Source organism: Cryobacterium sp. TMT1-2-2 (genome assembly GCF_004403505.1).
In the GTDB taxonomy this organism is placed as follows: domain Bacteria; phylum Actinomycetota; class Actinomycetes; order Actinomycetales; family Microbacteriaceae; genus Cryobacterium; species Cryobacterium flavum.
Genome location: NZ_SOGS01000027.1, coordinates 17,194 through 42,833, shown reverse-complemented (window position 1 = coordinate 42,833; position 25,640 = coordinate 17,194). Strand labels below are relative to the sequence as shown.

Genomic DNA, 25,640 nt, shown 5'->3' with positions numbered 1-25,640 from the left:
CTTACACAAAACACTTGACAGGCTCCCAGAGTGGCCTGAAGGGTGTCTGAACTGGCCCGAGTTCCCCGACCGGTTCTACAGCCTCGCCGAAGCACGCTCGTTCTGCACCGAATTCTACGACTGGTACAACGGCGAACATCGTCATTCGGGCACTGGTATGCATACCCCGTTCAACGTTCACCACGGCCGCGCACCCGCTATCCATCACGCCCGCGCCCGCGTCCTCACGACCGCATATGCCGAGCATCCTGAACGCTTTGTGCGGCAGCACCGCAGCCACCAACGTTCCCGACGACGACCTGGCTCAACGAACCCGAAAAGGAAGGAACGAACTCAATGACCGGCTAAAGAAACTGACTCACAAAGGTTGACATCTTCCCGGCATCGGCTCAGCCGCGGCGGCGACAGAGCGGGCCTCGTTCTCGGCGTTGAACTGCTTCACCCACAGGCCCAAAGACTGATCCGTGATGCCGAGCTCGTCGGCGACGTGCTTGTTCGGCCGGCCCGTCGTGATGACGAGCTGCACGGCCTCCGCGCGAAATTGAGGGGAGAACGAGCGCTTGGGCTTTTTCTCGTTACTGGTCAATTCGTTCAACTTCCTAGATCACGATGCCGTGTCCAAGAACAGTGCAACGCGCCAAACGGCCGCCCACCCGCCTCGACGTTGCGCGTGCGATGTCGATGGTGCGTCGGACGAAATCCATGATTTGTCGTTGCCTGCGAGGTTGTTTCATGGGATAGACGGCGGCCCCGATCGCGAGGCCGCCGCCAGGCCTGGTTTAGAAGGGTTTGGTGGGCAAGTATTTTCCGTCGAGGGTGATCACGGCACGTGAACCGCCTTCGGGGTCTTCAACTTTCTTGATGTCTAGTTTGAAGTTGATGGCGCTGATGATGCCGTCACCGAACTGTTCGTGGACCAGGGCCTTCAAAGTGGAGCCGTAAACGTGCATCATTTCGTAAAACCGGTAAACGGTGGGGTCGGTCGGGATGCCGCCGGGGTTGCTGCCGCGCAGCGGAATAGTCTGCAGCAAAATTGCGGCGTCCTTGCCCAGACCCAGCCGATCAGCGACGATTTCCGCAGCGGCTTCGGGCAACGGATGCTGACCGAGCAGGGCGGCGGTGACGAAGACAAGGCTCAGGCCAGTGCCATCGGTCAGTTCCTGCCAGGAGAGGTCCTTGCGCATCTTGGCGTCGATGATGGCGGCGGTCAGTTCCTCGCGCGGAGCCTGGGTGTTCTGGGAATGAATCATGGTGTTTTCCTTTTCTTTTGGTGATGTGAGGTGGTTAGGCGGCCAGGCCGGAGACGGCTGGCGTGGCATGGTCCTGCGTATTGCCCGCAAGTGGGACAAAATGGCCGGTGCCACCGTGCAGGGTGTCCATGGAGCCGGTTTCGATGTCGTAGACCCAGCCGTGGAGGTTTAGCCGGTTTTGATCCAGGGCTAGGGCGACGGAGGGATGGGTCCTGATGTTGGTCAGCTGGGCGATGACGTTGCCGCGGACCATGGCCTTCAACGAATCCTGGGCCGATCCGTGGGTGCGGGCGGCGTTGACGGCCTTCGCCGCGTCGGCGTGGGCAAGCCAGTTGGCCACAGCCGGCAAGTGGTCCAGGTTCGTGTCGGTCGCGATGGCAGTCATCGCTCCGCAGTCGGAATGGCCACAGATGATGATGTCCGTGACGCCCAGGACGGCGACCGCGTACTCGACTGTCGCGGAGACACCGCCGGGCTCCGGGCCGTAGGCGGGCACGATGTTGCCGGCGTTGCGGATCACGAACAGGTCGCCCGGTTCCTGTTGGGTCAGCAGCTCTGGCACGACCCGGCTATCCGAGCAAGCAATGAACAAGGCCTTCGGGTTCTGGCCGGTGGCCAGCTCCTTGAAGAGTCCAGAGCGCGCCGGAAAGGCTTCCCGTTGGAATTTCAGAAAGCCTTTAATGATGTCTTGCATGGGCTGTCTCCTCGATGTTTTGGGGGATAACTCAAGGATGACGGAAACTATATATAGTGTCCAAGACCTCTTTATGATGGAGTCAATAAGTAATTTCTATAGTTGGAGAATTGTGATGTTGCGCCACATTCGTTACCTGGCCGCGGTCGCGGAACACCAGAACTTCACTCGTGCGGCCGAGGCGCTCCACGTCTCCCAACCGACGCTGTCGCAACAGATCAAGCAACTGGAGAACTCGTTAAACGTTCAACTCTTGGATCGGTCCGGACGGACCGTGCGGCTGACAGACGCTGGCGCGACCTTCCTGCGCTATACCCAACGCGCGCTGCGGGAACTTGACGCCGGAACCCGGGCCATCCACGACGTGCAGGACCTGAGCCGTGGATCGCTCCGGTTGGCGATGACTCCCACGTTCACCGCGTACCTGATCGGTCCACTGGTCGAACGTTTCCGCACCCGCTATCCCGGCATCAACTTGAGCGTGCAGGAGATGACCCAGGACCGCATCGAGGTGGCGCTGGCCGAGGACACCCTCGATCTAGGCATCGCATTTGCCGAGGTGCGTTCGTCCGAGATCGAGGCCCAGGCGTTGTTCGTCGAAACCCTCGGCTTAGTTGTCGGCAACAACCACCCCCATGCCGGACAGCAGGCACCCATGACCCTGCGGGAGTTGGAACAGGAGCAGCTTGTGCTGCTTAGAAGCGATTTTGCGACTCGGCGCCACATCGACGGGTACTTCCGGGACCACGGGGTTGCCCCGCGCATCGCGATCGAAGTTGACTCCGTCAGCGCGATCATGGAAATCGTTCGCCGCGGCCAGCTCGCCACCATGCTGCCCGAAGGCATTGCCCGCGAACAGCACGGGCTCAACCCGGTTGCCGTACTGCCAGCCATTCCACACCGTACCGCAGCCCTGCTCAGACGAAAAGGCGCGTACATGAGCGCAGCCAGCCGGGCCTTCACCGAGCTGATATCGACGTGGAGCTAGCCGCCTGACCCTGCCGCGGCCAACGCAGCCACCCTCAAAAGACCTGTCCAACACCACCGATACGTCACAGAGAAAACCAACGAGGGCGCTGGGTGGCACGAAACATCATCGCGGGGATGTCCTGTCTCGGGACGTCCCTGAACTTTATGTCTCGGGACCTCCTTGACACTCATTTCTTAGGTCGTTTCTGGCGTTTCCGGGACACGTTGTGTTCGCGGCAGAATCGGGTCACAGCCCCTCGAGGGGCGTCGTCGGGCCAGAAAGCGATGATGAGGCGGAGGTCGGTGCGGGATGGGTTATGTGTCATTCCCTATCGTGCGGGTTCCGCGTCCCGCTGCCGAACCAAGCCCTCGAGACGGGGTGCAATAACGAAAGTCAGCGAGGTGCTGAGACAGAACTGTCAGATTGGCAACGAGACGTTACACGTGGGGTGTGACACCCCCTTGTTGGCCTTCAAAAACCACAGGCCGAACCCTTGGTAGCCGGAGCGAAGAAAGTCGCGGTCCTCCGCGTCCCAACTCCAGCATGACTAAGGTCCCGGTCGCGTCCTGGGCGAGGGTCTGGTCGATCTGCAGGCCGATTTCGGTACCCGGCACCATCTCCCCGGAGGCCAGGTGCGATGCGATGAGTTTCTGTGACACGTTGTATGCCACGGTAAGCGCCCTCCCTCGATAGCGGTGCCCACCGACATCCATCGGTATGAATTGGCCTCCGGGGCATGCCACTGATCCGAGGTAGGCCACTCGTGGCACCGGGGCTAGCCTTCTCAGAGAGAATGGACATCCGCGATACCGGATAGATGGGCGACTCAAGCGGACTACACCGCTACCCGCTTGAGCGCATTTGAGTAGGCCGGGCGATCTTGATCATTCTGTCGACGGATGAGGTCCAGGACCGTGCGGCACTGTGCGCGCTCGCACGGCGCCTGGACCTCAGTTTTGAGCCGTTCGCTCGCAGCTAGTGCAGGACTCCGCAGGCAACCGGGTCAGTTGCCTCGGCAGGGAGGGTGGGGTCGAGCTCACTTGCACCCTCCGGAACGCTGAGGTTGTATGTTCCGTTGCCGTCGTAGTCGTTTCCGTGGATTACGACAACACCTTCACCGTCGCGGACGGCCTCGGCAATCTGCGCGGCGGTGCCGATCCCTTCGGCTCCCGGATCGCCTGTTCCCGCCACGTCCGTGAATCTGATGTTGGTCCGGAGGTAGTTATAGGAGCCATTTTTCGAGACAGGGAATCGGGAAACGTCCAGAAAACTGGCCGGCGTAGTGTCTCCACTGGTGTTCAAGGACACCACAACGGGGCCGTACGCCGGAACACCCTCAACGGTGTTCAGTCGTCCGTCACCGTTGCTGTCCAACGCGAGCGTGGGACACTCCTTCAAGGCCTGTTCGCCGTAGTGGATGTGCTGTGCGTGCGGAGCATCGGGCGTCAAACCCCTCGCGCGGATCCCGATCGCCCGGATCGTCTCGCCGCGAACGACCGCGACCGCCGTTCCAGACGCTCCTGAGCCGTTAAGCTCTGTGAGGTGGGCGGTCAGCACCACGTTGCCGCGCACCGATTTTGGGACATGCGCTGATGCCGGCGCAGCGCCCAGTGACATGGCGATGAGCGCAGCTGCACTCGCGCTCAGCACCAGTCTGATGTTCTTCTTCACGATTCACTCCTATGTGTCCTCGCCCATCGGGACGATCCCGACGGTAAATGCGACAGCGTTGATACGTAACCCTCAGCCGAATGCCTTGGCATTATTCGAACGCACGAACGCACGAACGCACGCACGCACGCATGCCTGCGGCGAAGAGTATCCGCAAATCGGGTTTCCGGACAGTGGTGATTGCTGACTCTGTACGCATGCTTGCGCATGCCCCTTGCCGCTCCTCGCCGCACGGGTCTTGCCCCACCCTGCTCCGTGTCGGCCCGCGGTATCTCTGTGTGACGTCGCTGTTTATCCAGATCTCGTCATCAGAGAACTCAGCGCTAACACAAAGCGCGCGATCGGCGGTGGGCGACCTCTCAGACGTTGCCGGCGTCGCGGCGCTGGGGAGCATGTGGTGCCACTGCAGGATCTGATGCAGCAGGCTCCCATCCACGAATTCACCCAATCCGATACCGAAGATGGTGCCGGGTAGACCGATCCCGCGGGGCTGTGCGCGCGTCCCCCCGATCGGGGTCGAGATGGTGACGAGCTTGGCGCTAACAATGGCCTTCCGATTCCACCCGTTCGTCATGGCTTCACGCTATATCCCGCGACGCCGGGGCCGAGTTCGAAGCTGTCAAGTCCTCGCGTTGGGCCCTTTTTGTTGCGTGAGTTTTAGCCGGTTGCACCGGTGTGTGAGGTACGTGCCGTTTCACGTGCGCGGACGATCTACTCAGCCAAGACTTATACCTCTAGGGGTATAGTGGAGATGCGGATCAGTAAACGAAAGGAAGTAACTCAGATGATGTGGGGTAACGGAAGTATGGGATGGTCCTGGGGGTTCGGCCTACTAGCTATTGCCGGTGTCGCCGTGCTTACTTATGTCATTGTTCGTTTTTTGTCGAACAAATCCGGAAGCGATGACACGCGATCTGCTCCGAGGCAAGCTAATTCGGCCGGTGCCAGGCAGATTCTTGAGGAGCGGTTCGCTCGGGGGGAGCTCACTGCGGAGCAGCTGCGTGATCAGCTGCGGGTGCTCGAGGAGGGCCGGTAGTGCCCGGTCTTAGTCGCCGTAGCGCCCTGATCCTCGGCGGGGTCGGGATTGCGTCGACGGCTGTGGGCGGAGCGGGTTTCTTTGTCAATCAACGGATCTCCTCGACGACGTCACCGGCTATACCGTCCGGGAGCGACCTCGTCGAGCCCCCGGAGCTACGAAGCGTCAGCGGTACTCTCACCGTTGATCTCGAGTCTTCCCCCCAACAGGTGACCATTGCTGGTCGTGATGTGCGTGCGCTGAGTTACAACGGTGGCGTGCCCGGCCCCACACTGCGCGTTCGAGCGGGAGACACCCTCAACGTCAGCCTTCGCAATGGGCTGGCTGATCCGAGCAACCTGCACGTGCACGGTCTCCATGTCTCGCCCGAGAACAACAGCGACAACATGTTCGTCACCGTCGCAGCTGGCGCCTTCTTTGATTATCAGTACGAATTGCCCGCCAATCACCCGCCGGGCGTGTACTGGTATCACCCGCACCACCATGGTTTCGTGGCCGATCAGGTATTCGGCGGGCTTTACGGCGCCATTATTGTCGAAGACCCCGACCCCATCCCGGCCAGCCGGGAACGTGTCCTCGTCATTTCCGACATCACCCTTGATTCCGCGGGAACAATTCCAGCGGCCACAGCGATGGAGAAAATGTCCGGACGCGAGGGAGACCTCGTCCTGGTCAACGGTCAGCTCACCCCCAGTATGACTTCCCGCCCTGGTGAGCGGGAACGATGGCGCATCGTAAATGCCTGCGTGTCCCGCTATCTGCGGCTGCGCCTCGACGGGCAGCAGCTGTCCCTCCTCGGAATTGACTCCGGACGGTTCGAAGCCGCGCACGACGTCGACGAGGTCGTGCTGGCCCCGGGGAACCGGGCCGACCTTCTCGTCACCGGCACGGCCGGCACCTTCGTGCTGCGTACGCACACCTATGACCGAGGTATGTCCGGCGGAATGATGATGGGAGGCGGAAGCTCCGCTGGAGCCGACGACGTCGCGCTGGCCTCCTTTATCGTGACCGGTGACGACGTCACGACAGTCGCCGCCATACCCGGCCAGCCCGTTATACGAGACCTTCGCACGGCTACCATAACCGCTCGACGCGAGTTGATCTTCGCGATGGGAATGGGCGGGGACACGGGCAGTGGCATGGGTGGAAACATGGATGGCGGAATGGGTGGAGGAGTGGGTGGGGGCATGATGTCAGCCACGATCAACGGCCAGGTATTCGATGCCACCCGGGTCGACACGACCGTGCAATTCGACAGTGTGGAGGATTGGTTGCTGACAAATACCAGCCCGCTCGATCACCCCATGCACCTGCACGTGTGGCCGATGCAGATTATCGAACAGTCAGGCCAGCCCGTCAAAACCATCATGTGGCAAGACGTCGTGAACATCCCGGCACGCAGCACCGTGCGAGTACGTATCGCGTTTGACGACTTCAGCGGACGTACCGTGTACCACTGCCACATTTTTGACCACGAAGACAGAGGAATGATGGGAGTTATCACCGCAAACTGACAGTAGCCGCAACCATCAATTCGAAAAAAATGGATTAGGAGAAATCAATGAACTACGCACACACCATCACCGTCTCGCTGCCCTACGAAGTAGCCGTCTCCAGGGTGCGGGAAGAACTAGCCAACCAAGGATTCGGCGTTCTTACCGAAATCGACGTCCACGCGACCTTCGAAACGAAACTCGGCGTGGAAAGTGCGCAGGCACTGGGCGACTACCTGATCTTGGGTGCCTGTAACCCCGCCCTCGCCGAACAGGCGCTCACTGCAGAGCCCGACATGGGCTTGCTGCTTCCGTGTAACGTCGTCATTCGACGAAGCCCGTCAGCGACTACCACCACGGTTCAAGCTATCAACCCACAAACCATGGTCCAGCTGAGCAATTCCCCGGGGATACAGAACGTTGCTGATCAAGCCGATCAGCGCCTTCTCGCCGCGCTAGCCGCTCTCCAAGGAGAAAGCAGCAGCAAGTAATACGCGGTCTAGCCCGCTGAAGCACGGCCAGAATTTTATGGCCGTGTCAGGCGCTAGCCGCGCTGGTGGTCCGATTGGCGATCTGGCAGGCTTCACTAAAAGATGGGCCGGGTGCCGTTAGCGTCCGAGTAACCGGGACCAGAATGATCCGGTCGATTTTTCTTTGACATGCCCGGCGCATCGTTGGTTGCGTGGCACACCGCGCATGACCTGATCAATGTGCTGACCGCAGCCCGCCCACGTTGTCTTTTGGCACACTTTGCACGTTACGGCACGACACATAAGGATCTCCATTCAATTCGGTGAACTAATCATAAAATAATACACCAGGGGGTATTCTGGCCGGGTGGTGACAGGACGGGCCGACTGTGAGCCTGCTGCGAAGCGGTTTCGCGGGGGCGCGAGGTTTAGCGGGTGGCGATACTGGCGCGCACGTCGTCCATGTTGAGGTTCTCGACGCCGGCAATGAGCTCTTCCAGGCTGGCCGCGTTCAGGGCGCCTGCTTGGGAAAAGACGAGTACGGAGTCCCGAAACGCCATCAGCGTGGGGATGGAACGGATGCCCGCGGCTGCGGCCAGTCCCTGTTCCGCTTCGGTGTCGACTTTTCCAAAGGTGATTGCGGGGTGTTTTTCAGACGCCGCGCTGAATGTCGGGGCGAAACTGCGGCACGGGCCGCACCACTCGGCCCAAAAATCAACCAACACGATGGGACTCTGGGCAATGGTCGCGTCAAAGGTGGTCTCGGTGAGATTGATAGTAGCCATACACACAGACTATACCCGTAGGGGTATTTTGCATACCATGTGGGGTATGTGCGAGACTGGGGCGCATACCCACTACACGCCCCAACTCGTGTCGGCGTGGTGGGCCCCGACCTTTGGAGGCCACGATGATTTTGACCCAGTACTACCTCAACTGCCTGTCCCATGGCTCGTACCTCGTCGGTGATCCGACGAGCGGTCAAGCCGTCATCGTGGACCCCCGCCGCGACATCGACGAATACCTCGTCGACGCCCAGGCGAACAACCTGACCATCATCGGCGTGATCAACACGCATTTCCACGCCGACTTCGTCGCCGGTCACCTCGAGCTGGCCGCAGCCACTGGCGCCTGGATCGGCTACGGCACCCGCGCCGAGACCGAGTATGAGATCCGCCACCTCGCCAATGGCGAGAAAATCTCGCTCGGAGAGGTGGAATTGGAAATTCTCGACACCCCCGGACACACCTGGGAGTCCATCAGCATCGTTGTTCGTGAACACGCCGGCGACGCCGTTCCCCATGCTGTTCTCACCGGCGATACCCTCTTCATCGGTGACGTGGGCCGTCCCGACCTGGCCGCATCCGTCGGCGCCGATCCCGACCAACTGGCCCGCGCCCTGTACGCGTCGATCCACGCGACGCTTCTCGCCTTGCCCGATGCGGTGCGTGTTCTCCCCGCCCACGGCGCCGGTTCCGCCTGTGGCAAGAACCTCTCCGACGAGCTCGAATCCACCATCGGCACCCAGCGCCTCACCAACTCATCCGTGCAGCCGATGAGTGAAGACGACTTCGTGACAATGATCCGCAGCGGCCAGCCCGCAATCCCCGGCTATTTCGCCGTCGACGCGATGATCAACCGCAGCGCGCACGAAATCATCGGTTCCACCCGTGAACTGGCACCGCTCACCTTGACGGATGTTCGCAGATCCGTTGAAAACAAAGCCCGCGTTCTCGACACCCGCAGCCCCGAGAACTTCGCCCTCGGGCACCTGGCCGGGTCCATTAACGTGGGACTGGACGGACGCTTCTCCGAGACTGCCGGAATGGTCATCGAGCACGACGACAGCATCGTGATCATCGCCGACTCCGGCCGCGAAGCCGAGGCCGGAATGCGGCTGGCCCGCATCGGCTTCGACCGGGTCGCCGGATATCTGACAAACCCGGCGCAGGCGTTCACCGACCTCGGCCCGCTGGTGCAGGTCGGTGCACGGGTCGAGCTCGACGACTTCGAAGCTCTGCGCCGGGACACCGCCGCAACGATCCTCGACGTACGCAACCCCGGCGAGGTCGAGCAGGGCGCGATCCCGGGCTCGCTGCGCATTCCCTTGGCCGAGCTGAGCCAGCGCCACGCCGAAGTGCCCGCCGGACCCGTGCTCATCCACTGTGCCAGCGGCTGGCGTTCGAGCGTCGCCGCGAGTGCACTGCGGAATCTGGGCCATTCGGACGTCACCGACCTCATCGGCGGCTACAACGCATGGGCCGCCCAATACGCGGTGAAAGCCTGATAGAAAAGACGCCGCCGCCGAACACTTAACCAACGCTGGCTTCACGGCAGACACGATTGTCAGAGGCCTGCCCCAGGGGCAGGCCTCCGGGCTGCCCGGCATTGCTCCGCTCCCGCACCAAACTGAAACGGATCCACTATCTCTGACACCACGCACACCGTCAACCCCTCCCCGGCACCAATTGGGGCAGACGAATTCCATCAGTGGGTTCTCCATCATGACGACCTGATGATCATCGATGTGAGGGATGGCTCGGAATTTGAAACCCGGCATATCCGGGGTTCGTATCACGTGCCGCTCCACCTGCTCAAAGAACACACGGAAGAGTTTGCGGCGCAGATGGCCCCCCGGGTGGTGCTGGTGTGCCAGTCGGGTCGACGCGCGGAAGAAGCGCGAAAGAATCTTGACGCAGCCGGCCTGAACGGTGCTCGGGTATTGACCGGTGGTGTGGCGGGCTATGCCGCCGCCGGCGGCGATATCACCAGCGGTCGCTCCACGTGGGCCATGGATCGACAGGTACGCATGACGGCCGGATGCCTGGTGTTGGCGAGCGTGCTGGCGGGGAGGTTCATCCATCCGCAGTTCCGTCTTCTCGCCGGCGTCATCGGTGCCGGTCTCACGGTGTCGGCCGCCACCAACAGTTGCACGCTGGGGCGAATTCTGTCGTGGATGCGCTGGAACCGCCCGGTTTCCGAACCCACGAAGAGTGACATCCTCGCGCAGCTGGCGCCGCACGCATGATCGTGGCCGCGCTGCTTCTGGGAGTGATCGTGGGTGCGCTGCTCGGCCTGGTCGGCGGGGGCGGGTCAATCCTGGCCGTTCCGGCCTTGGTCTATGGTGTCGGGTTACCCCTCGAGGAGGCGATACCAACCTCGCTGATCGTCGTGGGAGCGGCGTCGGCGGTCGCCGTGCTTCCGCGGCTGCGCACCGGCGTGAACTGGCGTCTGGCCGGCATCATCGGCGCCGCCGGCATTCCCACCGCCTACCTCGGCACCCTCGTAAACCGACTGGTTGACCCTCAGCTTCTGCTCGGCGCTTTTAGCGTGATCATGGTCATCGCCGGCGTGCGAATGTTCTTTGCCACCCCCGCCGCAACCGGCCCCTGTGCGCTGCCAGGCGGCGGAACCCGGTGGCGCAGTTGTCTGCCCCGTGCGCTGGCAACGGGCGCCGTGGTCGGGTTCCTGACTGGGCTGCTCGGCGTCGGCGGCGGGTTCCTGATCGTTCCGGCACTGGCCCTCGTGCTCGGACTCCCCATGGGCGTCACGATCGGCACGTCCCTCGTGATCATCGTCATCAATTCGGTCGCCGGCTTTAGCGCCCACCTGAGCGACGTGCAGATCGACTGGGCCGTCACCGGCGCCTTCGCGGGCACCGCTATGCTGGCATCCCTAATCGCGGGCAGACTCAGCCGAAGACTCCCCGACCGCGTTCTCAAAACAAGCTTCGCGATCCTTGTGCTCTGCATCGCCGTGTACGTCGCGATTCGCGCCGTCGCCGGCTAGCTCTCGCGAATGGGGTCAGGCGAGGGACAGGAAAAGCTTTTCAAGCTCATTGACGCTGAGCTGCTTGGTTTCTCCATCCGCGCCGTTATCGATGAGGCACTCCTTCATCGCCGACGAGATGATCGTGAACCCTGCCCGGTCAATGGCACTCGAGACAGCAGCCAGCTGGGTGACCACGGCACGACAATCAGCGCCGGACTCAACGGCTGTGATGACGGCGCCGAGTTGCCCCTGCGCGCGCTTGAGCCGATTGAGGGTCTTGCGCAGGTCGTCGCTGGCGTGGGTCGCGGGTTCGGTGATCCCCATGAGGGTGTGCTCCTGTTCGTAGGCGGATGCGAGGCTGGTTTTGTCTAAGACCAGGATACCCCTTAGGGTATCAGTATATTCAAATATGACAGCAAGCGTTTCGCGATGAAAAGAAAATGAGGGCTATTCGAATGCGTGACCAGCGCACCAGCAGGGACGAATCATCACGGCGTGCCCCTTGGCGCGGCAAGCTGGCCGGGCTCGGCGGGGACCTGCGTCGCTGGCCCTCTCGCCGCTGGTGGGTTGCCCTGGCGACGGCATTGTTTACGGTGGTCTTCATTGCCATTCCGACGGACTTGATTGACACGCCATTCTTTTCGCGACAGATCCCGCCGACCGCCTGGTCGTGGCCGGTGCTCACCCTCAGCGCGGTCTTGACGGGCATGGTCACTGCCACCTATGTGGCGCACCCGGAAGGCGCCCCGCCCAGTAGGGCGGCCGGACGATTGGGCATGGCCGGTTGGCTGGTGACGTTCTTCGCGGTGGGATGCCCCGTCTGCAACAAACTGGTACTCCTCGCTCTCGGCACAACCGGAGCGATGCAATTCTTCGAGCCGGTCCAGCCGTATCTGGCCGCCGCGTCGATCGTCTTGCTCAGCTGGGCTCTCTATGCGCGCATGACTCGAGAAAATTCTTGCGGTCTTCCCGCTCGGACCACTGCCGCGACGGAAGTCCTTGATCGTGTTCTCTGACCTACAAACTTGGTCGACTCGACGCTGGATAATCACGGCCGCCGCAGCCGCAGCCGCGTTCATGGCTTTTGTAACGGGCTACGCGCCCCGGGCGGACGACGCAGACGGCGCCCTGTGGTGGACGGTCGCGGCCACCGCGCTCGGAGCGAGCTTGATCGGCTTGATCGTTGCCAGTTATGTCGAAACCCCCATCGGCGCCGACGTAACTCTCTGTGACACACGGTGGCCAGCTCTGGGTCTGATCGCGCTGTATCTGACCACCGAAGTCCGCTCCCTCGACCCGATAGTGAGCGGTGCTGCGCGCCCGGCCCTGGCCGCCGCCGCCCTCGCCCTATTGATCTGGGCCCTGCGCGAAAGACTGGTCAGCGAACGCCGAGCCACCACCCGCCGCGAATCGTCAGAGTCCACTGAGGGTGAGGTCTGCACTACCTGCATGCCCTTGTTCCCGCGCTCCCGGAAAGTCGGTCCCAAGCCGATCACACTGCCACCCACTCCACGCACCGGTCAGGATACCCAGCCATGAGGAAAGCACTCACCGGCATCACAATCGCCGTGGCGGCACTGCTCAGCATGGTCGCCTGCGCGAGCCCCGCGCCGGCGACCTCCATCGCTGTCACCTCCAGTACGGTCGTCGTCGATGTGCGCACCACACCAGAGTATGTCGGTGGACACCTTCAGGACGCCATCAATATTGACGTGCAATCCCCGGACTTCGACACGCTGATCGCGGCGCTGCCAATCGACGGGGACTACATCATCTACTGCGCCACCGGAAACCGGTCGGCTGCAGCAGTCACCCGCATGGCCGACCTCGGGTTCACCACGCTGACCGATGCTGGTGGCATCACGGACGCGTCTGCCGCCACCGGACTGGCCATCGTCGTCGACAAATAAGTTTCCTCTGTTCGCATTTAACTTAATACCCCACGGGGTATACTGAGGACTTCAGCTCGACCAACTAAGGAGTCACTATGTGCAGTCCCATGCGATGCAACAATTGCGGAAAAACCACTTGGACCGGATGCGGCATGCACGTCGATGAGGTTATGGCCGACGTCCCAACGAGTGAGCAGTGCACTTGCGCCACGCGCTCGAATTCCTAACCGCCCGCGGGTTCTAACCGAGGCGCTTCGTTCATGACGCGGCGGTACGCCTTGGCTTCACCAAGGTGGAGATTCCCTTCGCTGGCGTGGGCAACGATGCGGTCAGCAGCGAGGGCAATTGGTGGCGGGGCGGTGGTTGCTTGGAGCATGACTGGACTCTTTTCAATCAGAAAACCGGGAATGTTCCCAGGCTCGGACGGGGAGGCGGCTATAACTGTCTTTTTTACCCTAATGTGCGTACATTTAAGATGGTGCCGACACAACAGAACTTCACAAAAAATAGGCCGATCCGACGAGTCAAGGTGCGGCGACGCACGCTCCTGATGCTTTTAGGAGCGGCGGCAGTTCTCGCAGTCGTCATCGTCGGAGTGGTTGCGCAACAACCTGTCGAAGAATCCACTTCGGCCCCCACTGAACAATCCGGGGAAAAAAGCGGCGAGCAGACGCTCGATCTCGCCCGACGTGTCGATGGCGAGGTGACGGCACTCGGAGAGGTCGACGCGCCGGTCGTTTTGGTCGAATACGCCGATTTTCGGTGTCCGTTTTGTGGGGTTTTCGCGCGCGATACCCTCCCTGTCCTTGTCGAGGAGTATGTGGACAGCGGTCAAGTGCGCATCGAATGGCGGGATCTGCCGGTGTTCGGCGAGGAATCCACGGCTGCGGCTGTGGCTGCCCGCGCGGCCGGCGAGCAAGGTTTCTTCTGGGAGTTTGCCGAGGTCGTCTTTGCGGGTGCCCCAGAACGCGGACATGTGGCACTGCCCCCGGAACGTCTTTTGGAAATCGCGACGGAAATTGGTGTTCCCAACCTTGAGCAGTTCGTCTCCGACCTGGACAATGCTGAACTTTTGGAGAAAGTGAACATTGACGCGGCAGAGGCACGGTACCTCGGAATTACCAGCACGCCCATGTTCGTGGTGAACGAAACGCCGATTTCCGGCGCGATGCCGGTGCAGGTGTTTCGCGACACGATCGACAGCGAACTGGCGAAGGCCGGCCGCTAGACATGGATATTGGCTACGCCGGCGCCCTGATTGGTGGGATGCTGACACTTTTGAGCCCCTGCTCGGTCATGCTCCTTCCTGCGTTCTTCGCCTACGCGTTCGCGAAGCCGTCCGAGCTGCTTGCCCGTACCGGATTGTTTTATCTGGGTCTGATTACCACGTTGGTGCCGCTGGGAGTGCTGGCTGGCACGGTCGGAGTGTTTGTCACGCAAAATCGCACGGCTTTCGTCGGGATCGCCTCATTGCTCGTGGTGTTGATGGGTATTATCCAAATTTCTGGACTACGTTTTCCCGCCTTCACCCGCGGCGGCGCGGCCGAAGGGACCTCGGCGGTATCGGTCTACCTCCTCGGCGCTGTCTACGGAGTAGCCGGAGTGTGTGCAGGTCCTATCCTTGGCTCGGTGCTTACGGTGGCCGCCCTCGGCAGTAACGCCGTCTACGGGGGAGTGCTCTTAGCGATCTACGCGCTCGGCATGGCAGCGCCCCTGATCGTGCTCGCCTTGTTGTGGGACCGACTTTCACTGGGGAAGAGCCGCTGGCTGCGCCCCCGGATGCTCACTATCGGACGATGGGAGAACTCGTCGTTGATGATCGTATCCGGGGTCCTGTCAATCCTGATCGGAGCCTTCCTGTTCCTCACCGACGGTACCGCGAGCCTTGGCGGAATTTTGACCATCGGAGATCAGTTCGCTACCGAGGCCTGGGTACTCGATATGTCCTCACTCGTGACCAATTTGGGATTCGGGATCGCCGCGATCGTCGTGCTGGGCCTCATCGCGCTGGCCTACGCGGCTCGGAACCGTCGCACGCGCCGGCAGCGAATACCTCAAAAGCAAGAATGAGACGCGCTGCCGGAGCCGGAGCCGGAGCCGCCATGCTCGTTCGCGTTGTGTTGCTGGCCGCGTGTTCCGGACCTTCGTCGCAGCTCGGCGCTCATCGTGTCTCCGACGACGTCTCGCCCGCGGTCATGCTCAGCGCGCACGACGGTACTGTCAGTGTTGCCGAAGACGCGACGGGAGCGTCAGCGATAGAGTAGGGAAGCAATGGCACCGGCCTCATCGAGACGGCAGGCTTACTCACGGCTGTCGACACCACCACCGGAGAAATACGCTGGGACGCGAACACACTCTCACGCCCCACGGACGTCGAATCTTCCTCAGCGGTCTCGGGTGCCGTCAACGCATCTTAGGGCGATATCGTCTTTCTGGACTGGGTCAACCCCGCGGGCGACACAGTCGTGAGCGCCCACAATCCGAGAACTGGCGCTATTCTCGCGGAATTTTCGGGACATCTGGCCGGACCGTCAATCAGTAACGAGTCATCAGAAAACCTCGCCGTGTCCTCCTTCCGTCCACCGGACGGGGCGACGATGCTCACCGCAATTGATCCGGACTCCGGAACGCTCTGGGAGCATGTTCTGGAGAGCGCCACTGCCCCGGTATCTGCCCCTGACAAAGTGATTACCTTCGTGGCGGGATGGGAAACGTTACGATCACCTGGTCCGACGGTCACCAGCAGCAATGCGGTCTGGAACGAATTCCGATGGCTGTTTTTCCTAACGGAACCGGGCTCTTCCCCACCCGGGACCCCTACGAGTACGTCCTGGCCATCCCTCAGCTCGACGGTCTTGAGGCTGAGAACCGATAAGACTAAAGATCACCGGGGTGAGAATGATGTGGTGACCGCGAAACGGTCGCCACGGACGACAGTCTCCCGCCATTCCACCGGACGTCCCGCCGCACGACCACACCGTTCAATGAAGAAAGCGGCAGTGCCGACCGGGCAGTCAAGAACTCGCGCCTGTTCGGCGGTAACGGTAATCGCTGTCAGGGTTTCCTGTCCGCCATCCAGCGTGATCCCACACCGGAGCGTCAGCTCCTGATAGAGAGCAGTGTTGCTGAAATCGACGTCGAGAAGACCGGCAGCGCGATCGGCAGGCAGCCAGGCGCTGTCAACGGCAAAGACATAGTCGTCAGCGAAACGACGGCGCTCAATATTGACCAGCGGAGCGTCGCCGGGCAGGTCGAGCCGGTCAGCAATCCGCGCGTCGACACGGATCTCGCACCGGATCAACTCGCTGTGCTGCCTCATCCCAGAGGCCTCAACTGCCGCAAACAAGCTGTAAACCGGCCCAAAGCGATGTTCTTCGCCGTGGTTGACGTGCACCACCGGGCGTTTACCCCGACTTGATGAAACCAGCCCCTCTCGCCGCAGAGGGTTCAGCGCAAGTCGAACGGTACTGCGGCTCACCTGATATTCCGCGGTTAGTTGAATTTCACCGGGGAACGTGTCCGCGAATTCGCCCGAGGTTATCCGGTTGAGAATGTCGTCATGGACGCGCAACCAGAGTGGCTGGCCAGGCAATCTGGCCAGTCGTGCCCGGTCTGCTTCAGCCGCAGTTGACATGTGAGTTCCGCTTCTCCTCGGGCAATAGGTGCGCCAAAATGCCATTATCCCTTGCGTGCACTACGAGTGTGGGTCGGTAACACCTATTCGACGTTGCTGCCACGAAATGCCGGTCAATATCGTGGGATTGGATGGGTGGGCGTCACGGGCTTCGAGCTCTGCGTCGATCTCGTGCGGATCGAAAACAGGGCCAGTGCCGTGCCGCTGCCGCGGGTTGCCTGCCTTAGGGTCCGGTTTTGCAGCCCGCTGGTCCCCGGACTTTCCACAACCGGCATCGGGCGCTTCGGATGGCCGCGCCCGTGGAATTAATTCCGCGATGTGATGGAAAAGTGATCTGGCACGACCTCCGAGTCCCGCGCCAACAATGCGAATTAGGAATTACGTGAACTACCCGCAGCCATTCGAACCCCTGAATCCCGTGAACACTGGGACTCAGGGGTTTTCCTTTGCCCTGTTCACGCTCACCGAAATGCGTTGCTTGCGGCAAATCCTCAGACTCGGGTCAGTCGATCCCCGTATCCTCATATCAGCAAGGGGAGTATTCCGACACGGTCGGCTCGTCATTACGGATGCTTGGTGCATCCCGGGCCACCGGTTCTCGTTCGCGGGAATGGAAAAGACCTTGACGTCGTATCAGCGTCAAGATTGGAGCCCCCTGATGAACGTGTCCCTGCTCATCTGGATCATCACTATCCTCGTCACGATCGCCTTCTTCGTATTCGAGTTCTTCGCACATGTGCGAACCCCGCACGAGCCGACGATCCGGGAGTCCGCCTGGTGGTCGGCCTTCTACATCGGCCTTGCGCTGATGTTCGGCGTCGGAATCGGCATCGTCTCGGGGTGGACCTTCAGCGGTGAGTACTTCGCCGGCTACTTGACCGAAAAGGCCCTCTCGATAGACAACCTCTTCGTGTTCTTGCTCGTCATGACGGCCTTCGCCGTCCCGCGCGCCTATCAGCAGAAGGTTCTACTGATCGGCATCGCGCTCGCACTTGTCCTGCGCGGAGTCTTCATCGCGGTCGGCGCGACCCTGATCGCGAACTTCTCCTGGATCTTTTACCTCTTCGGCGCGCTGCTGCTGCTGCTGGCCTACCGCCAGGCCTTCACGCATAGCGAGTCGAACCCGGCCAACGGCCGTCTCATGCGGTTTGTCAGGCGTCACCTGTCCGTGACCGACGAGTATCACGGCGACAAACTCTCCGTCCTGAAGGACGGCCGCCGGTTCGTGACCCCCCTGCTGCTCGTGCTAGTCGCGATAGCCTTCGTCGACCTGATCTTCGCTGTCGACTCGATCCCAGCGATCTTCGGCCTCACCGACGAGGCGTACATCGTCTTTACCGCGAACGCCTTCGCCCTCATGGGTCTGCGCCAACTGTACTTCCTCATCGGCGGCCTGCTGCAGCGCCTGGTCTACCTGGCTCAGGGACTCGCGGTGATCCTCGCATTCATCGGAGTGAAGCTCGTGCTGCACGCGCTCAAGCTCAACGAGCTGTCGTTCATCAACGGCGGCCAACCGGTGCCCTGGGCCTTCGACATCCCGATCTGGTTCTCGTTAGTGTTCATCGGCACCACGATTGCGGTGGCTACCGTCGCAAGTCTCGTGAAGACCAGAGGCCAGCGAGCCCCCGTCACCGAACCCGTTGCCGCCGAGGTGAGCGACCGTTGAGCACCTAGGCAGCTCGCAAAACCTGCCAGCGAGCCCGCTACCCCAACCTGTTGAGCACATCCGCCTTCTATTCGCTGGACTACGCCATGTGGGCAGCAGGCACGGTATGCCACCCTCAATAGAAGAGAAAATGTTTGGCATTCCAATGATGTTCTCCCGATCCCTGCACGGAGGTCGACATCGGCTCCGAACCAGCATCCGTGTCTGGGTCATCGGTCGAAGATCTCGACCAACAATGGCGAGATAATTGCCAAAGCTGGGAGCTTGCCACGCTGATTGCACTATGTGCGTCGTTGCACTTAGTGTAAGCACGTGACGTTTCAGAACACCGCCCCCGACCGCCGTGCCGAACTCAAGGCACGGTACCGCCAGGCGATTCTGGATGCCGCTGACGCGCTCATCCGCGAACGTGGTAAACCGCAATTCAGCGTTGACGAGCTTGCCGAGCGCGCCGACGTCTCCAGGCGCACCGTCTTCAACCACTTTGCATCACTCGACGACGTGATCATGACCACCTGCACCCGGGTTCTCAGCGCCACCGTTGATGAATTCCGTGCAGCGACAGCATCGACTCCAGCAGGCGATGGCAGCCGCGAAGGCCTGTTCGACGAACTCACGACGGCCCTTCGCAACATCGATCTGCCGCCGGTCGTCGCGTATCTAGCGGGGGTACTCAACGCGGAGGGCGAGAACGGTCGATCCCAACACGGCATCAGCGATGTTTTCACGCGCACCACCGAACAGCTCTCGACCGAGATCGCCGCTCGTACGGGCGCAATGGACGAATTCGAAGTTGCGATTCTGGTCAGCTCGGTGATGAACGGCATCGCCATCGTATCCGCCCACTGGCTGGTCCGAACGGGCGGCGCACTCGACGCCTCGTCGCGCGCAGTGTGGAACGAACTGCTCGACCGCCTCATGGTCACCGTCCGCACCGGCTACGCACCTTCCAACTGAAGTACTCGACTTCCCTGCTCGACCCCACAGCTCGATTCCCGATGATGCGACGCGAGACGCCACTCCGGTCACCCGACCACAACCCGACCTGCAGAAAGAACTTGAGAATATGGCATCGCTTCTCTACCGACTCGGTCGGTTCTCCGCCCGCCGAGCGTGGTTAGTCATCGTTTCGTGGGTGGTCATTCTTGGCCTCGCTGTGGGTGCATTCGTCCTCTTCGGCGGAACCCTCACGTCGTCCGTCAGCATCCCGGGCACCGCGACTCAGAAGGTCAGCGACGAACTTGCCGCCAAGTTTCCCTCCGCCAGCGGCGGCCGTGGCACCGTCATCTTCACCACGACGGATGACTCCGCCTTCACGGACGCGCAAAAGACCGCAATCGGCGACCTGCTCACGCGCACGGTCGACCTGGCCGACGTGAAAGCGGCGACGAACCCGTTCGATACCCAGGCCCAGATCGACGATCAGACCCAGCAGGTCGTCGACGGTCGCCAGAAGATCGCTGCTGGAACGGCGCAGCTCGACGCGGGGCAGGCGCAGATCGACGCGGCGATGGCCCAGGCCAAGGCCGGTCAGACGCAGCTCGATGCCAGCCGCGCGCAGGCCGAGGCAGCGGGACAACTCGCCGCCGCCCAGTCGACGCTGGACTCGCAGCAGGCGCAGATCGATGCGGGCACAGCCGCGATTGCTGCCCAGCAGACGACACTCACGGCGAGCCGCACCGCACTCGCCTCCCAGAGCACCACGCTCGAGCAGGGAGCCGACCTGCTCGACCTGGCCTCCGGCATCCGTCAGGTATCGACCGACGCGACCACCGCGGTCGCGAGCGTGCAGTTCGACACCCCGCTCAACCTGATTCCGGCCGAGTCGAAGGAAGCCGTGGTCGCTGAGATGACCGACGCGGGGATCGACGGCGTCACGGCTGAAGTCTCCAACGACATTGCCTCCAGCATTCCCGAGATTCTCGGTCCGGGCGAGATCGGCGGCGTGATCGTTGCGGCCATCGTGCTGTGGGTCATGCTCGGCACGCTGATCGGCGCGGGACTCCCGCTGCTGAATGCCCTCGTGGGCGTGGGCGTCGGAGTGCTCGCCTCGCTCGCTCTGTCGGGAACCGTCGAGATGCTCTCGGTCACACCTGTTCTGGGTGTGATGCTTGGGCTCGCGGTCGGCATCGACTACTCACTGTTCATACTCAATCGGCACCGAACCCAGCTGCGCAACGGCCTGCCAGTGCAGGAATCGATCGGGCTGGCCAACGGCACCTCCGGCAACGCGGTCGTGTTCGCCGGTGCCACCGTTCTGATCGCCCTGCTCGCACTCAACCTCACCGGTATCCCCTTCCTCGGCCTCATGGGCACGGTTGGCGCCGTCTGCGTCTTCGTCGCCATTCTCATTGCGATCACGTTGACGCCGGCGGTGCTGGGCCTGGTCGGCGCGAAGATTCTCACTAGGAAAGCCCGCGCCAAGGTCGGTCACGCCGAGCACCACGCCAAGGTTCCGTCCAAGCCCATGAATACGGTGCGAGCGGTCGTCACCGTGGTCGTGGGCATCATCGTGCTGCTCATCGTGGCTATGCCCGCGCTGTCCATGCGCCTCGGACTGCCCGCCGGCTCGTCGGAACCGCTGAGCTCGAGTGCGTACCAGGCCTACAAAATTGCTGACGAGAAGTTCGGTGCCGGCGTGAACGGCCCGCTGCTCGTGGTTGCAGACCTCGAAACCGCTATAACGGATGATGCGCTCCTCGCGGAACAGGTACGTATCGGAACCGCGCTGAAGGCGGAGAACGACGTGGTCGCGGTCGCGCCGATCGGAGCCTCCGATGATGACCTGCTGCTCGCGTTCCAAGTCATTCCGGCTGAGGGGCCGACCAGCGAATCGACCGAGCAACTCGTGCGGGACCTGCGCGGTCTGGACATCGACGGTGTCACCTCCCTCGGTGTGGCCGGCAATGCGTCGGGAAACATCGATGTGAGCGAGAAGCTGGCCGCGGCGCTTCCGCTGTACCTTCTCGTTGTCGTCGGGTTGTCGTTGATCATCCTGATCTTCGTGTTCCGGTCGATCCTGGTACCGATCACCGCGACTTTGGGTTTCGTGCTGTCGCTGTTCGCAGCGTTTGGCGCCATCACGGCGGTCTTTCAGTGGGGCTGGCTCGGGGCGGTGTTCGGCATCCACGACCCGGGGCCTATCCTGAGCTTCCTGCCCATCCTCGTCGTGGGTGTTCTATTCGGGCTTGCCATGGACTACCAGCTGTTCCTGGTCAGCGGTATGAGGGAATCGTACGTGCACGGTGCCTCGTCGCGCCTGGCCGTGCAGCGCGGGGTTCATGCCGGGCGCACCGTGGTGATCGCGGCCGCGCTCATCATGGCCTCGGTCTTCTCCGGCTTCATCTTCTCGAACTCGGTGATGATTCAGTCGATCGGCTTCGGGCTCGGCATCGGCGTACTGCTCGACGCGTTCGTGGTGCGGCTGCGCATCATCCCGGCCGTAATGCACCTGCTCGGTGACGCGGCCTGGTGGCTGCCGAAGTGGCTCGACCGCATCCTGCCCAACGTGGATGTGGCGGGCGCGTCGCTCGAGCGAACGCACCCGGTGCCCCTGCCGAGCGAACCCGAGCGCGTCACGACACCGATCGTCTAGCCGGGCGGTCGGGCGACGGACCTGAGGTCTGTCGCCCGACCTGCATGGTGTCTAGAGGTCGACCTTGTCGTTCTCGCCCCCGTCATAGGGCTGGCCCGTGACTTTCGCCTTGACCAGGCTGATCACGGAGGCGATGCGCCCGCCAGGGGTGTCCCAATATTCCGCGCCGTCCGCGGTGAATTTGATGAGCACAATGTTGGGGTCCTCGGGAACCTCCGGGAACCACGCTTCGACCCACTGGTTCCACAATTCCTCCACCTTCTGCGAATCGTCGATCATTTCAGCGGTTCCCGAGAGGGAAACCCAGGTGTCGTTGGAGGCGAAAGACACTCCCACGACCGGATCAGAACCGATCTCCGTCACGGTGTGCGAATCGCGGGTAGCGATAAACCACAGGTCGCCGTCGAACTCGACCTCTTGTACCGTCATCGGGCGAGCCACGAGCTTGCCGCCCGGGCTCGTCGTGGTGAGCATGGCGAAACGAAACTCCTTGACCAGTTTTGCTACCTTCTGCACATCACGCGGGTCACTCATCGTTGCTCCTTCTTGATCGGTCGTGGCGCACCTGCGCCATCGGCGTCCACCGTACCCAGATTGTGAATTTGCGCGAGAGCGGGGGATGGCGAAGTAGTCGAGTGATCTGGCGGTCGGAGGCGATTCGCGGGGCAGGATAAAATGAAATTCACCCGCACGAGGAAGTGGTGGCGCAATCATTTGGAACCGGTCCCGGCGTCGTGCTGACGCTCACGAACACGTCAGTGAACCCGACGTGAACGCTGAGCTGCCCGACCTCGAGCGCACGGTTGACGAAGGCCTGCTGATCGCATTGTCGGCCGTACGAATGGCCGTGAAGAATGACATCATTGTAGGGGCTCTGCGGGAGCACTTCGACTACGACTCCGGGCGGTACGCCGACAACGCCCGCAGCGAACTGCATCGGCTGGCTCGGCAGAACGAGGAGTATGCCCGGCGGGTCAGCCGAATGGGCCGCGACCTGGCAGCGATGAAGTGGCGCCTGAGCTTTACCGATGACCAGCGCCACGATCTCAAGCAGTTTGCCCTGAGATTTCGCGTGCACGAACGGTTGACGCTCGCCCTCGACGCTGTTGCCGATGACAACGATCAGGTGGCCCGCATCGTGTCGAGTGCGCAGCGGTCAGCAAGCGAAGAGGTCAGCTCGGCGGTCTCGTCGAAGCTCATCGAGCTGGCCGTCGACCAGCGCGAGCCCGACTATGCCGAACATCGCGGCGAACGCCTGGAAGCGTTCGTGCTGATCAACCTCGCCATTCTGAAGGCCAAACACGACGCGGCGACCAGCCCGGAGTTCAACGAATACTAGTTGATCGCCTGGGCGACCAGCCGGTCGAACGTGGGCGTACTGACGGCGACGAAGAGCACGACGTTGAAGAAGACCGTGACCCAAAACGCCTCGCGAAAGCTCTTCTTCTGGGTTTTGTGGCGCAGTACCTGCTGCGCCACGATGGCGCCGGGCCAACCGCCGATGAAACCCCAGAACAGCAGGGTGCGTTCCGACACCCGCCACCCGCCGAACCGCGCGCGACGCTTGTCGATCGCGTAGACGGCAAAACAAATCATGCTGGTGACCAGGTACGCCCCGGCCACCCAGAGCGGCCGGGGCCAATACACGGCGCCGACCAGATAGACGACGGCAAAAGCGGCAATCGCGAGGTAGCTCCCGCGTCCCGCAGCACGGCGGGAGCGGGTGATGGCCATGACCCCATGCTAGGTGCTACAGGTTCGGCAGAAACCGTTGCCAGACGCGCCGGCGCTCGCTGCGGGGGTCGACCTGGTCGAACAGGGCATACATTTCAATGCCGTGCGTGGCATCGAGCCCGAGCTCGAGCAGGTGCATGAGCCGCGGAGCGATGTCGAAGCGGTGGAAATGCACGGGGGCGAACCGAGAGTGCAACCCGGCGACGACGATGCTCGGATACCAGAAGGCATAGTCACCCCCGAAATCGGCGGCGGCGCGGCTGATCGGCAGACCAGGATAGGCGGCCCGCATCTCGTCGGGGCTATCTTGGGGGCGTGGTTAGACAGGGCCTGGATGCGCCACGGCGAGCGGGGGAGCACGTTGGCCCGGCCGCGAAAAAACGCACCCTCGCGATCATTCGTGCCGATGATCAGCGGTACCCGGTGGGCACGGCCGTCGCGAAAAGCGTCGAACGGATGCTCCGGCAGGAAGGTGCCGCCAAATGAGCGGATGTTCGCTCGCACCCACTCGAGGGCGGCCACCTGATCGCGCAACCCCAGATTGTTCTCAATCGGGCGGTCCGGCGTGGAATACCGGCTGAAGTCGAGGTATCCCAGGGCGCCGAGTCGGTAGTTCAAACTCACGTAGACGACGCGGGCACTGCTCACGAAGCCCTCGCCCTGGCCAGGAAAATCCTGGGCAGAACCGGTGCTGTAGCCGCCGCCGTGCACGAACACCATGACGGGCTGCGGAGCGCGAAAGCGTCGATCACCGACCGGCGGAGCGGCATAGGGGATGCCGCGCCACGCCAGAACAGCACCTTCACGGATGCCGCGCACCATGCCGCCGGTGACGCGCACGTCGAGCGCGCTCGGCGCGGGTACAGGTGGAACCGGGGAAGACTCTGTCGAAAGTGTTTGGAGTGCCACTGGGTTCCCCGATCTGTTGAATTTTGCTGCTGACTCTTACCTATATTCCGGGTTCGGCTCAAACCCGAAGCGTTCGCCGCGGTCCCAGTCCTGGCGCAGGTTGCCGAAAGCCGGGATGCCGCCGTTCTTCTTCAAAATTGAGGCGAGGTGCATGAGGTTCCAGCTCATGAAGGTGGTGTTGCGGTTGGTGAAGTCGTTCTGCGGGCCGCCGGAGCCCTCGTCGAGATAGCTCGGACCTGGGCCTATTTCGCCGATCCAGCCGCTGTCGGCGGCGGGAGGAATCGAGTAGCCAATGTGTTGCAGGCTGTACAGCAGGTTCGACGTGCAGTGTTTCACGCCGTCTTCATTGCCGGTGATGATGGCGCCGCCGACCTTGCCATAGAAGATGTACTGGCCCTTGTCATTGAACTCGCCCGAGTGGGCGTAGAGCCGTTCCACGATGCGTTTGGTCACCGAGCCGTTGTCGCCGAGCCAGATTGGCCCGGCGAGAACGAGGATGTCGGCAGCCTGCACCGTCGTGAACAGAGACGGCCAGGCATCCGTTTGCCAGCCGTGGTCGGTCATGTCGGGGTAGACGCCGGTGGCAATGTCGTGGTCGATGGCGCGAATCAGGTCGACCTGCACGCCCTGCTCCCGCATGATGCGGGCGCTGAGGTCGACAATTCCCTGGGTGTTGCTGACCTCCGGGCTGCGCTTGAGGGTGCAGTTAATGAAGACGGCGCGCAGGCCGGAGTAGTCAAAGGGTGCCCGTTCGGCGGGGCTCGTCTTGTTCACCGGCTTATTCAATCACTCGACTCGAAAGGATGACAGGGGTTGATTTTGACGTCGCGGGCGCGCCACAACCGGGCGCTTCTA

General features: G+C 62.0%; 30 protein-coding genes and 1 pseudogene. 18 read left to right on the top strand and 13 right to left on the bottom strand.

Features of this window, described 5'->3' with window-relative positions:
* Positions 1-46 precede the first annotated feature (46 nt).
* Positions 47-340, top strand: a complete 294-nt coding sequence (locus E3T35_RS20340; RefSeq protein WP_134380734.1) for an integrase core domain-containing protein — start codon at positions 47-49, stop codon at positions 338-340.
* Between the two features lie 18 nt (positions 341-358).
* Here the strand turns inward: E3T35_RS20340 and E3T35_RS18120 are convergent, their stop codons facing one another.
* From E3T35_RS18120 to E3T35_RS18110, 3 genes are all read right to left on the bottom strand, one after another.
* Positions 359-586 carry a transposase gene (locus E3T35_RS18120; protein WP_166787567.1) on the bottom strand — a complete coding sequence of 76 codons (228 nt, stop codon included), beginning with the start codon at positions 584-586 and terminating at the stop codon, positions 359-361.
* A gap of 193 nt (positions 587-779) precedes the next feature.
* A complete protein-coding gene (gene cynS, locus E3T35_RS18115; protein WP_092452497.1) occupies positions 780-1,250 on the bottom strand; it encodes a cyanase in 471 nt (156 codons plus the stop codon).
* 34 nt (positions 1,251-1,284) lie between these two features.
* Positions 1,285-1,944 carry a carbonic anhydrase gene (locus tag E3T35_RS18110; RefSeq protein ID WP_134344953.1) on the bottom strand — a complete coding sequence of 220 codons (660 nt, stop codon included), beginning with the start codon at positions 1,942-1,944 and terminating at the stop codon, positions 1,285-1,287.
* A gap of 115 nt (positions 1,945-2,059) precedes the next feature.
* On the opposite strand from E3T35_RS18110, the gene cynR reads away from it, so the two are divergent.
* Complete coding sequence (gene cynR, locus E3T35_RS18105; RefSeq protein ID WP_206750606.1) at positions 2,060-2,932, top strand: transcriptional regulator CynR; 873 nt, start codon at positions 2,060-2,062, stop codon at positions 2,930-2,932.
* 957 nt (positions 2,933-3,889) lie between these two features.
* Here cynR and E3T35_RS18095 read toward each other — a convergent pair.
* A complete protein-coding gene (locus tag E3T35_RS18095) occupies positions 3,890-4,585 on the bottom strand; it encodes a hypothetical protein (RefSeq protein WP_134380503.1) in 696 nt (231 codons plus the stop codon).
* Positions 4,586-4,676: 91 nt separating this feature from the next.
* Positions 4,677-5,159: a DUF2243 domain-containing protein gene (locus E3T35_RS20335; protein WP_198421048.1), complete on the bottom strand. Its 483-nt coding sequence runs from the start codon at positions 5,157-5,159 to the stop codon at positions 4,677-4,679.
* A gap of 461 nt (positions 5,160-5,620) precedes the next feature.
* Between E3T35_RS20335 and E3T35_RS18080 the strand changes: the two genes are divergently transcribed.
* Positions 5,621-7,135, top strand: coding sequence for a multicopper oxidase family protein (locus E3T35_RS18080; protein WP_134380501.1), 1,515 nt, complete (start codon positions 5,621-5,623; stop codon positions 7,133-7,135).
* A gap of 47 nt (positions 7,136-7,182) precedes the next feature.
* Positions 7,183-7,605 carry a DUF302 domain-containing protein gene (locus E3T35_RS18075; protein ID WP_104131199.1) on the top strand — a complete coding sequence of 141 codons (423 nt, stop codon included), beginning with the start codon at positions 7,183-7,185 and terminating at the stop codon, positions 7,603-7,605.
* Positions 7,606-8,012: 407 nt separating this feature from the next.
* Here the strand turns inward: E3T35_RS18075 and trxA are convergent, their stop codons facing one another.
* Positions 8,013-8,369, bottom strand: a complete 357-nt coding sequence (gene trxA, locus E3T35_RS18070; protein ID WP_134344959.1) for a thioredoxin — start codon at positions 8,367-8,369, stop codon at positions 8,013-8,015.
* Positions 8,370-8,494: 125 nt separating this feature from the next.
* On the opposite strand from trxA, the gene E3T35_RS18065 reads away from it, so the two are divergent.
* The 3 genes from E3T35_RS18065 (at position 8,495) to E3T35_RS18055 (ending at position 11,373) form a co-directional block, all read left to right on the top strand.
* Positions 8,495-9,871: a rhodanese-like domain-containing protein gene (locus E3T35_RS18065; RefSeq protein WP_134344960.1), complete on the top strand. Its 1,377-nt coding sequence runs from the start codon at positions 8,495-8,497 to the stop codon at positions 9,869-9,871.
* Positions 9,872-10,009: 138 nt separating this feature from the next.
* Positions 10,010-10,612 (top strand): rhodanese-like domain-containing protein, encoded by a 603-nt coding sequence (locus tag E3T35_RS18060; protein WP_370449357.1) that lies wholly within the window; start codon positions 10,010-10,012, stop codon positions 10,610-10,612.
* Complete coding sequence (locus E3T35_RS18055; protein WP_092338706.1) at positions 10,609-11,373, top strand: sulfite exporter TauE/SafE family protein; 765 nt, start codon at positions 10,609-10,611, stop codon at positions 11,371-11,373. The genes E3T35_RS18060 and E3T35_RS18055 overlap by 4 nt, the downstream gene beginning before the upstream one ends.
* Positions 11,374-11,388: 15 nt before the next feature.
* Here E3T35_RS18055 and E3T35_RS18050 read toward each other — a convergent pair whose 3' ends face one another.
* Positions 11,389-11,679, bottom strand: a complete 291-nt coding sequence (locus E3T35_RS18050; RefSeq protein ID WP_104088176.1) for a metal-sensitive transcriptional regulator — start codon at positions 11,677-11,679, stop codon at positions 11,389-11,391.
* A 116-nt stretch (positions 11,680-11,795) separates the two neighbouring features.
* Between E3T35_RS18050 and E3T35_RS18045 the strand changes: the two genes are divergently transcribed.
* From E3T35_RS18045 to E3T35_RS18020, 6 genes are all read left to right on the top strand, one after another.
* Positions 11,796-12,371, top strand: coding sequence for a hypothetical protein (locus tag E3T35_RS18045; protein WP_241987701.1), 576 nt, complete (start codon positions 11,796-11,798; stop codon positions 12,369-12,371).
* Between the two features lie 61 nt (positions 12,372-12,432).
* Complete coding sequence (locus E3T35_RS18040) at positions 12,433-12,894, top strand: hypothetical protein (RefSeq protein ID WP_134344962.1); 462 nt, start codon at positions 12,433-12,435, stop codon at positions 12,892-12,894.
* Positions 12,891-13,265, top strand: a complete 375-nt coding sequence (locus tag E3T35_RS18035) for a rhodanese-like domain-containing protein (RefSeq protein WP_134344963.1) — start codon at positions 12,891-12,893, stop codon at positions 13,263-13,265. Before E3T35_RS18040 ends, E3T35_RS18035 begins: the two co-directional genes overlap by 4 nt.
* A 274-nt stretch (positions 13,266-13,539) precedes the next feature.
* On the top strand, positions 13,540-14,475 hold the full coding sequence (locus tag E3T35_RS18030; RefSeq protein ID WP_241988905.1) for a DsbA family protein: 936 nt from the start codon (positions 13,540-13,542) through the stop codon (positions 14,473-14,475).
* Positions 14,476-14,477: 2 nt separating this feature from the next.
* Entirely contained in the window at positions 14,478-15,317 is an 840-nt protein-coding gene (locus E3T35_RS18025) for a cytochrome c biogenesis CcdA family protein (protein WP_134344964.1), read from the top strand.
* Positions 15,314-15,511 (top strand): hypothetical protein, encoded by a 198-nt coding sequence (locus E3T35_RS18020; protein WP_134380500.1) that lies wholly within the window; start codon positions 15,314-15,316, stop codon positions 15,509-15,511. Before E3T35_RS18025 ends, E3T35_RS18020 begins: the two co-directional genes overlap by 4 nt.
* Before the next feature lie 620 nt (positions 15,512-16,131).
* On the opposite strand, the gene E3T35_RS18015 is transcribed toward E3T35_RS18020, so the two are convergent.
* The gene (locus E3T35_RS18015) at positions 16,132-16,881 is read right to left on the bottom strand and encodes a GntR family transcriptional regulator (protein WP_092338716.1); all 750 of its coding nucleotides are present in this window, start codon (positions 16,879-16,881) and stop codon (positions 16,132-16,134) included.
* 658 nt (positions 16,882-17,539) lie between these two features.
* Here E3T35_RS18015 and E3T35_RS18010 point away from each other — a divergent pair.
* The 3 genes from E3T35_RS18010 to E3T35_RS18000 all read left to right on the top strand — a co-directional run bounded on the left by E3T35_RS18010 (position 17,540) and on the right by E3T35_RS18000 (position 22,142).
* Positions 17,540-18,547, top strand: coding sequence for a TerC/Alx family metal homeostasis membrane protein (locus E3T35_RS18010; protein WP_134344967.1), 1,008 nt, complete (start codon positions 17,540-17,542; stop codon positions 18,545-18,547).
* Positions 18,548-18,859: 312 nt separating this feature from the next.
* The gene (locus E3T35_RS18005) at positions 18,860-19,504 is read left to right on the top strand and encodes a TetR/AcrR family transcriptional regulator (RefSeq protein WP_104088132.1); all 645 of its coding nucleotides are present in this window, start codon (positions 18,860-18,862) and stop codon (positions 19,502-19,504) included.
* A gap of 109 nt (positions 19,505-19,613) precedes the next feature.
* Complete coding sequence (locus E3T35_RS18000) at positions 19,614-22,142, top strand: MMPL family transporter (protein ID WP_134380496.1); 2,529 nt, start codon at positions 19,614-19,616, stop codon at positions 22,140-22,142.
* Positions 22,143-22,193: 51 nt separating this feature from the next.
* On the opposite strand, the gene E3T35_RS17995 is transcribed toward E3T35_RS18000, so the two are convergent.
* Positions 22,194-22,676 carry a pyridoxamine 5'-phosphate oxidase family protein gene (locus E3T35_RS17995; protein WP_134380493.1) on the bottom strand — a complete coding sequence of 161 codons (483 nt, stop codon included), beginning with the start codon at positions 22,674-22,676 and terminating at the stop codon, positions 22,194-22,196.
* A 235-nt stretch (positions 22,677-22,911) separates the two neighbouring features.
* Here E3T35_RS17995 and E3T35_RS17990 point away from each other — a divergent pair, with 235 nt between their 5' ends.
* Positions 22,912-23,481, top strand: a complete 570-nt coding sequence (locus E3T35_RS17990) for a hypothetical protein (protein WP_105035441.1) — start codon at positions 22,912-22,914, stop codon at positions 23,479-23,481.
* Here the strand turns inward: E3T35_RS17990 and E3T35_RS17985 are convergent.
* Together E3T35_RS17985 and E3T35_RS19975 are read right to left on the bottom strand one after the other, a co-directional pair.
* Entirely contained in the window at positions 23,478-23,876 is a 399-nt protein-coding gene (locus tag E3T35_RS17985) for a DUF1294 domain-containing protein (protein ID WP_134344970.1), read from the bottom strand. The genes E3T35_RS17990 and E3T35_RS17985 overlap by 4 nt on opposite strands.
* 16 nt (positions 23,877-23,892) lie before the next feature.
* Positions 23,893-24,168 carry a hypothetical protein gene (locus E3T35_RS19975; RefSeq protein ID WP_241988923.1) on the bottom strand — a complete coding sequence of 92 codons (276 nt, stop codon included), beginning with the start codon at positions 24,166-24,168 and terminating at the stop codon, positions 23,893-23,895.
* A gap of 23 nt (positions 24,169-24,191) precedes the next feature.
* On the opposite strand from E3T35_RS19975, the gene E3T35_RS19970 reads away from it, so the two are divergent.
* Entirely contained in the window at positions 24,192-24,362 is a 171-nt protein-coding gene (locus tag E3T35_RS19970; RefSeq protein ID WP_241988922.1) for a hypothetical protein, read from the top strand.
* Between the two features lie 48 nt (positions 24,363-24,410).
* On the opposite strand, the pseudogene E3T35_RS19965 reads toward E3T35_RS19970, so the two are convergent.
* Positions 24,411-24,698: pseudogene (locus E3T35_RS19965) on the bottom strand (carboxylesterase family protein); the annotation flags it as partial.
* Between the two features lie 123 nt (positions 24,699-24,821).
* The gene (locus E3T35_RS17975) at positions 24,822-25,559 is read right to left on the bottom strand and encodes a flavodoxin family protein (RefSeq protein ID WP_134344971.1); all 738 of its coding nucleotides are present in this window, start codon (positions 25,557-25,559) and stop codon (positions 24,822-24,824) included.
* Between the last annotated feature and the right edge of the window lie 81 nt (positions 25,560-25,640).

What these genes read in the sequence shown, in the direction of transcription:
- E3T35_RS19975 (WP_241988923.1), bottom strand. Translation starts at nt 24,168, where the DNA reads ATGCGGGCCGCCTATCCTGGTCTGCCGATCAGCCGCGCCGCCGCCGAT.
- E3T35_RS18050 (WP_104088176.1), bottom strand. Translation starts at nt 11,679, where the DNA reads ATGGGGATCACCGAACCCGCGACCCACGCCAGCGACGACCTGCGCAAG.
- E3T35_RS18055 (WP_092338706.1), top strand. Translation starts at nt 10,609, where the DNA reads ATGATCGTGGCCGCGCTGCTTCTGGGAGTGATCGTGGGTGCGCTGCTC.
- cynR (WP_206750606.1), top strand. Translation starts at nt 2,060, where the DNA reads ATGTTGCGCCACATTCGTTACCTGGCCGCGGTCGCGGAACACCAGAAC.
- E3T35_RS18045 (WP_241987701.1), top strand. Translation starts at nt 11,796, where the DNA reads ATGAGGGCTATTCGAATGCGTGACCAGCGCACCAGCAGGGACGAATCA.
- E3T35_RS18075 (WP_104131199.1), top strand. Translation starts at nt 7,183, where the DNA reads ATGAACTACGCACACACCATCACCGTCTCGCTGCCCTACGAAGTAGCC.
- E3T35_RS18010 (WP_134344967.1), top strand. Translation starts at nt 17,540, where the DNA reads ATGAACGTGTCCCTGCTCATCTGGATCATCACTATCCTCGTCACGATC.
- cynS (WP_092452497.1), bottom strand. Translation starts at nt 1,250, where the DNA reads ATGATTCATTCCCAGAACACCCAGGCTCCGCGCGAGGAACTGACCGCC.
- E3T35_RS18040 (WP_134344962.1), top strand. Translation starts at nt 12,433, where the DNA reads ATGGCTTTTGTAACGGGCTACGCGCCCCGGGCGGACGACGCAGACGGC.
- E3T35_RS17995 (WP_134380493.1), bottom strand. Translation starts at nt 22,676, where the DNA reads ATGAGTGACCCGCGTGATGTGCAGAAGGTAGCAAAACTGGTCAAGGAG.
- E3T35_RS18035 (WP_134344963.1), top strand. Translation starts at nt 12,891, where the DNA reads ATGAGGAAAGCACTCACCGGCATCACAATCGCCGTGGCGGCACTGCTC.
- E3T35_RS18025 (WP_134344964.1), top strand. Translation starts at nt 14,478, where the DNA reads ATGGATATTGGCTACGCCGGCGCCCTGATTGGTGGGATGCTGACACTT.
- E3T35_RS18065 (WP_134344960.1), top strand. Translation starts at nt 8,495, where the DNA reads ATGATTTTGACCCAGTACTACCTCAACTGCCTGTCCCATGGCTCGTAC.
- E3T35_RS18000 (WP_134380496.1), top strand. Translation starts at nt 19,614, where the DNA reads ATGGCATCGCTTCTCTACCGACTCGGTCGGTTCTCCGCCCGCCGAGCG.
- E3T35_RS18110 (WP_134344953.1), bottom strand. Translation starts at nt 1,944, where the DNA reads ATGCAAGACATCATTAAAGGCTTTCTGAAATTCCAACGGGAAGCCTTT.
- trxA (WP_134344959.1), bottom strand. Translation starts at nt 8,369, where the DNA reads ATGGCTACTATCAATCTCACCGAGACCACCTTTGACGCGACCATTGCC.
- E3T35_RS17985 (WP_134344970.1), bottom strand. Translation starts at nt 23,876, where the DNA reads ATGGCCATCACCCGCTCCCGCCGTGCTGCGGGACGCGGGAGCTACCTC.
- E3T35_RS20335 (WP_198421048.1), bottom strand. Translation starts at nt 5,159, where the DNA reads ATGACGAACGGGTGGAATCGGAAGGCCATTGTTAGCGCCAAGCTCGTC.
- E3T35_RS18020 (WP_134380500.1), top strand. Translation starts at nt 15,314, where the DNA reads ATGAGACGCGCTGCCGGAGCCGGAGCCGGAGCCGCCATGCTCGTTCGC.
- E3T35_RS18015 (WP_092338716.1), bottom strand. Translation starts at nt 16,881, where the DNA reads ATGTCAACTGCGGCTGAAGCAGACCGGGCACGACTGGCCAGATTGCCT.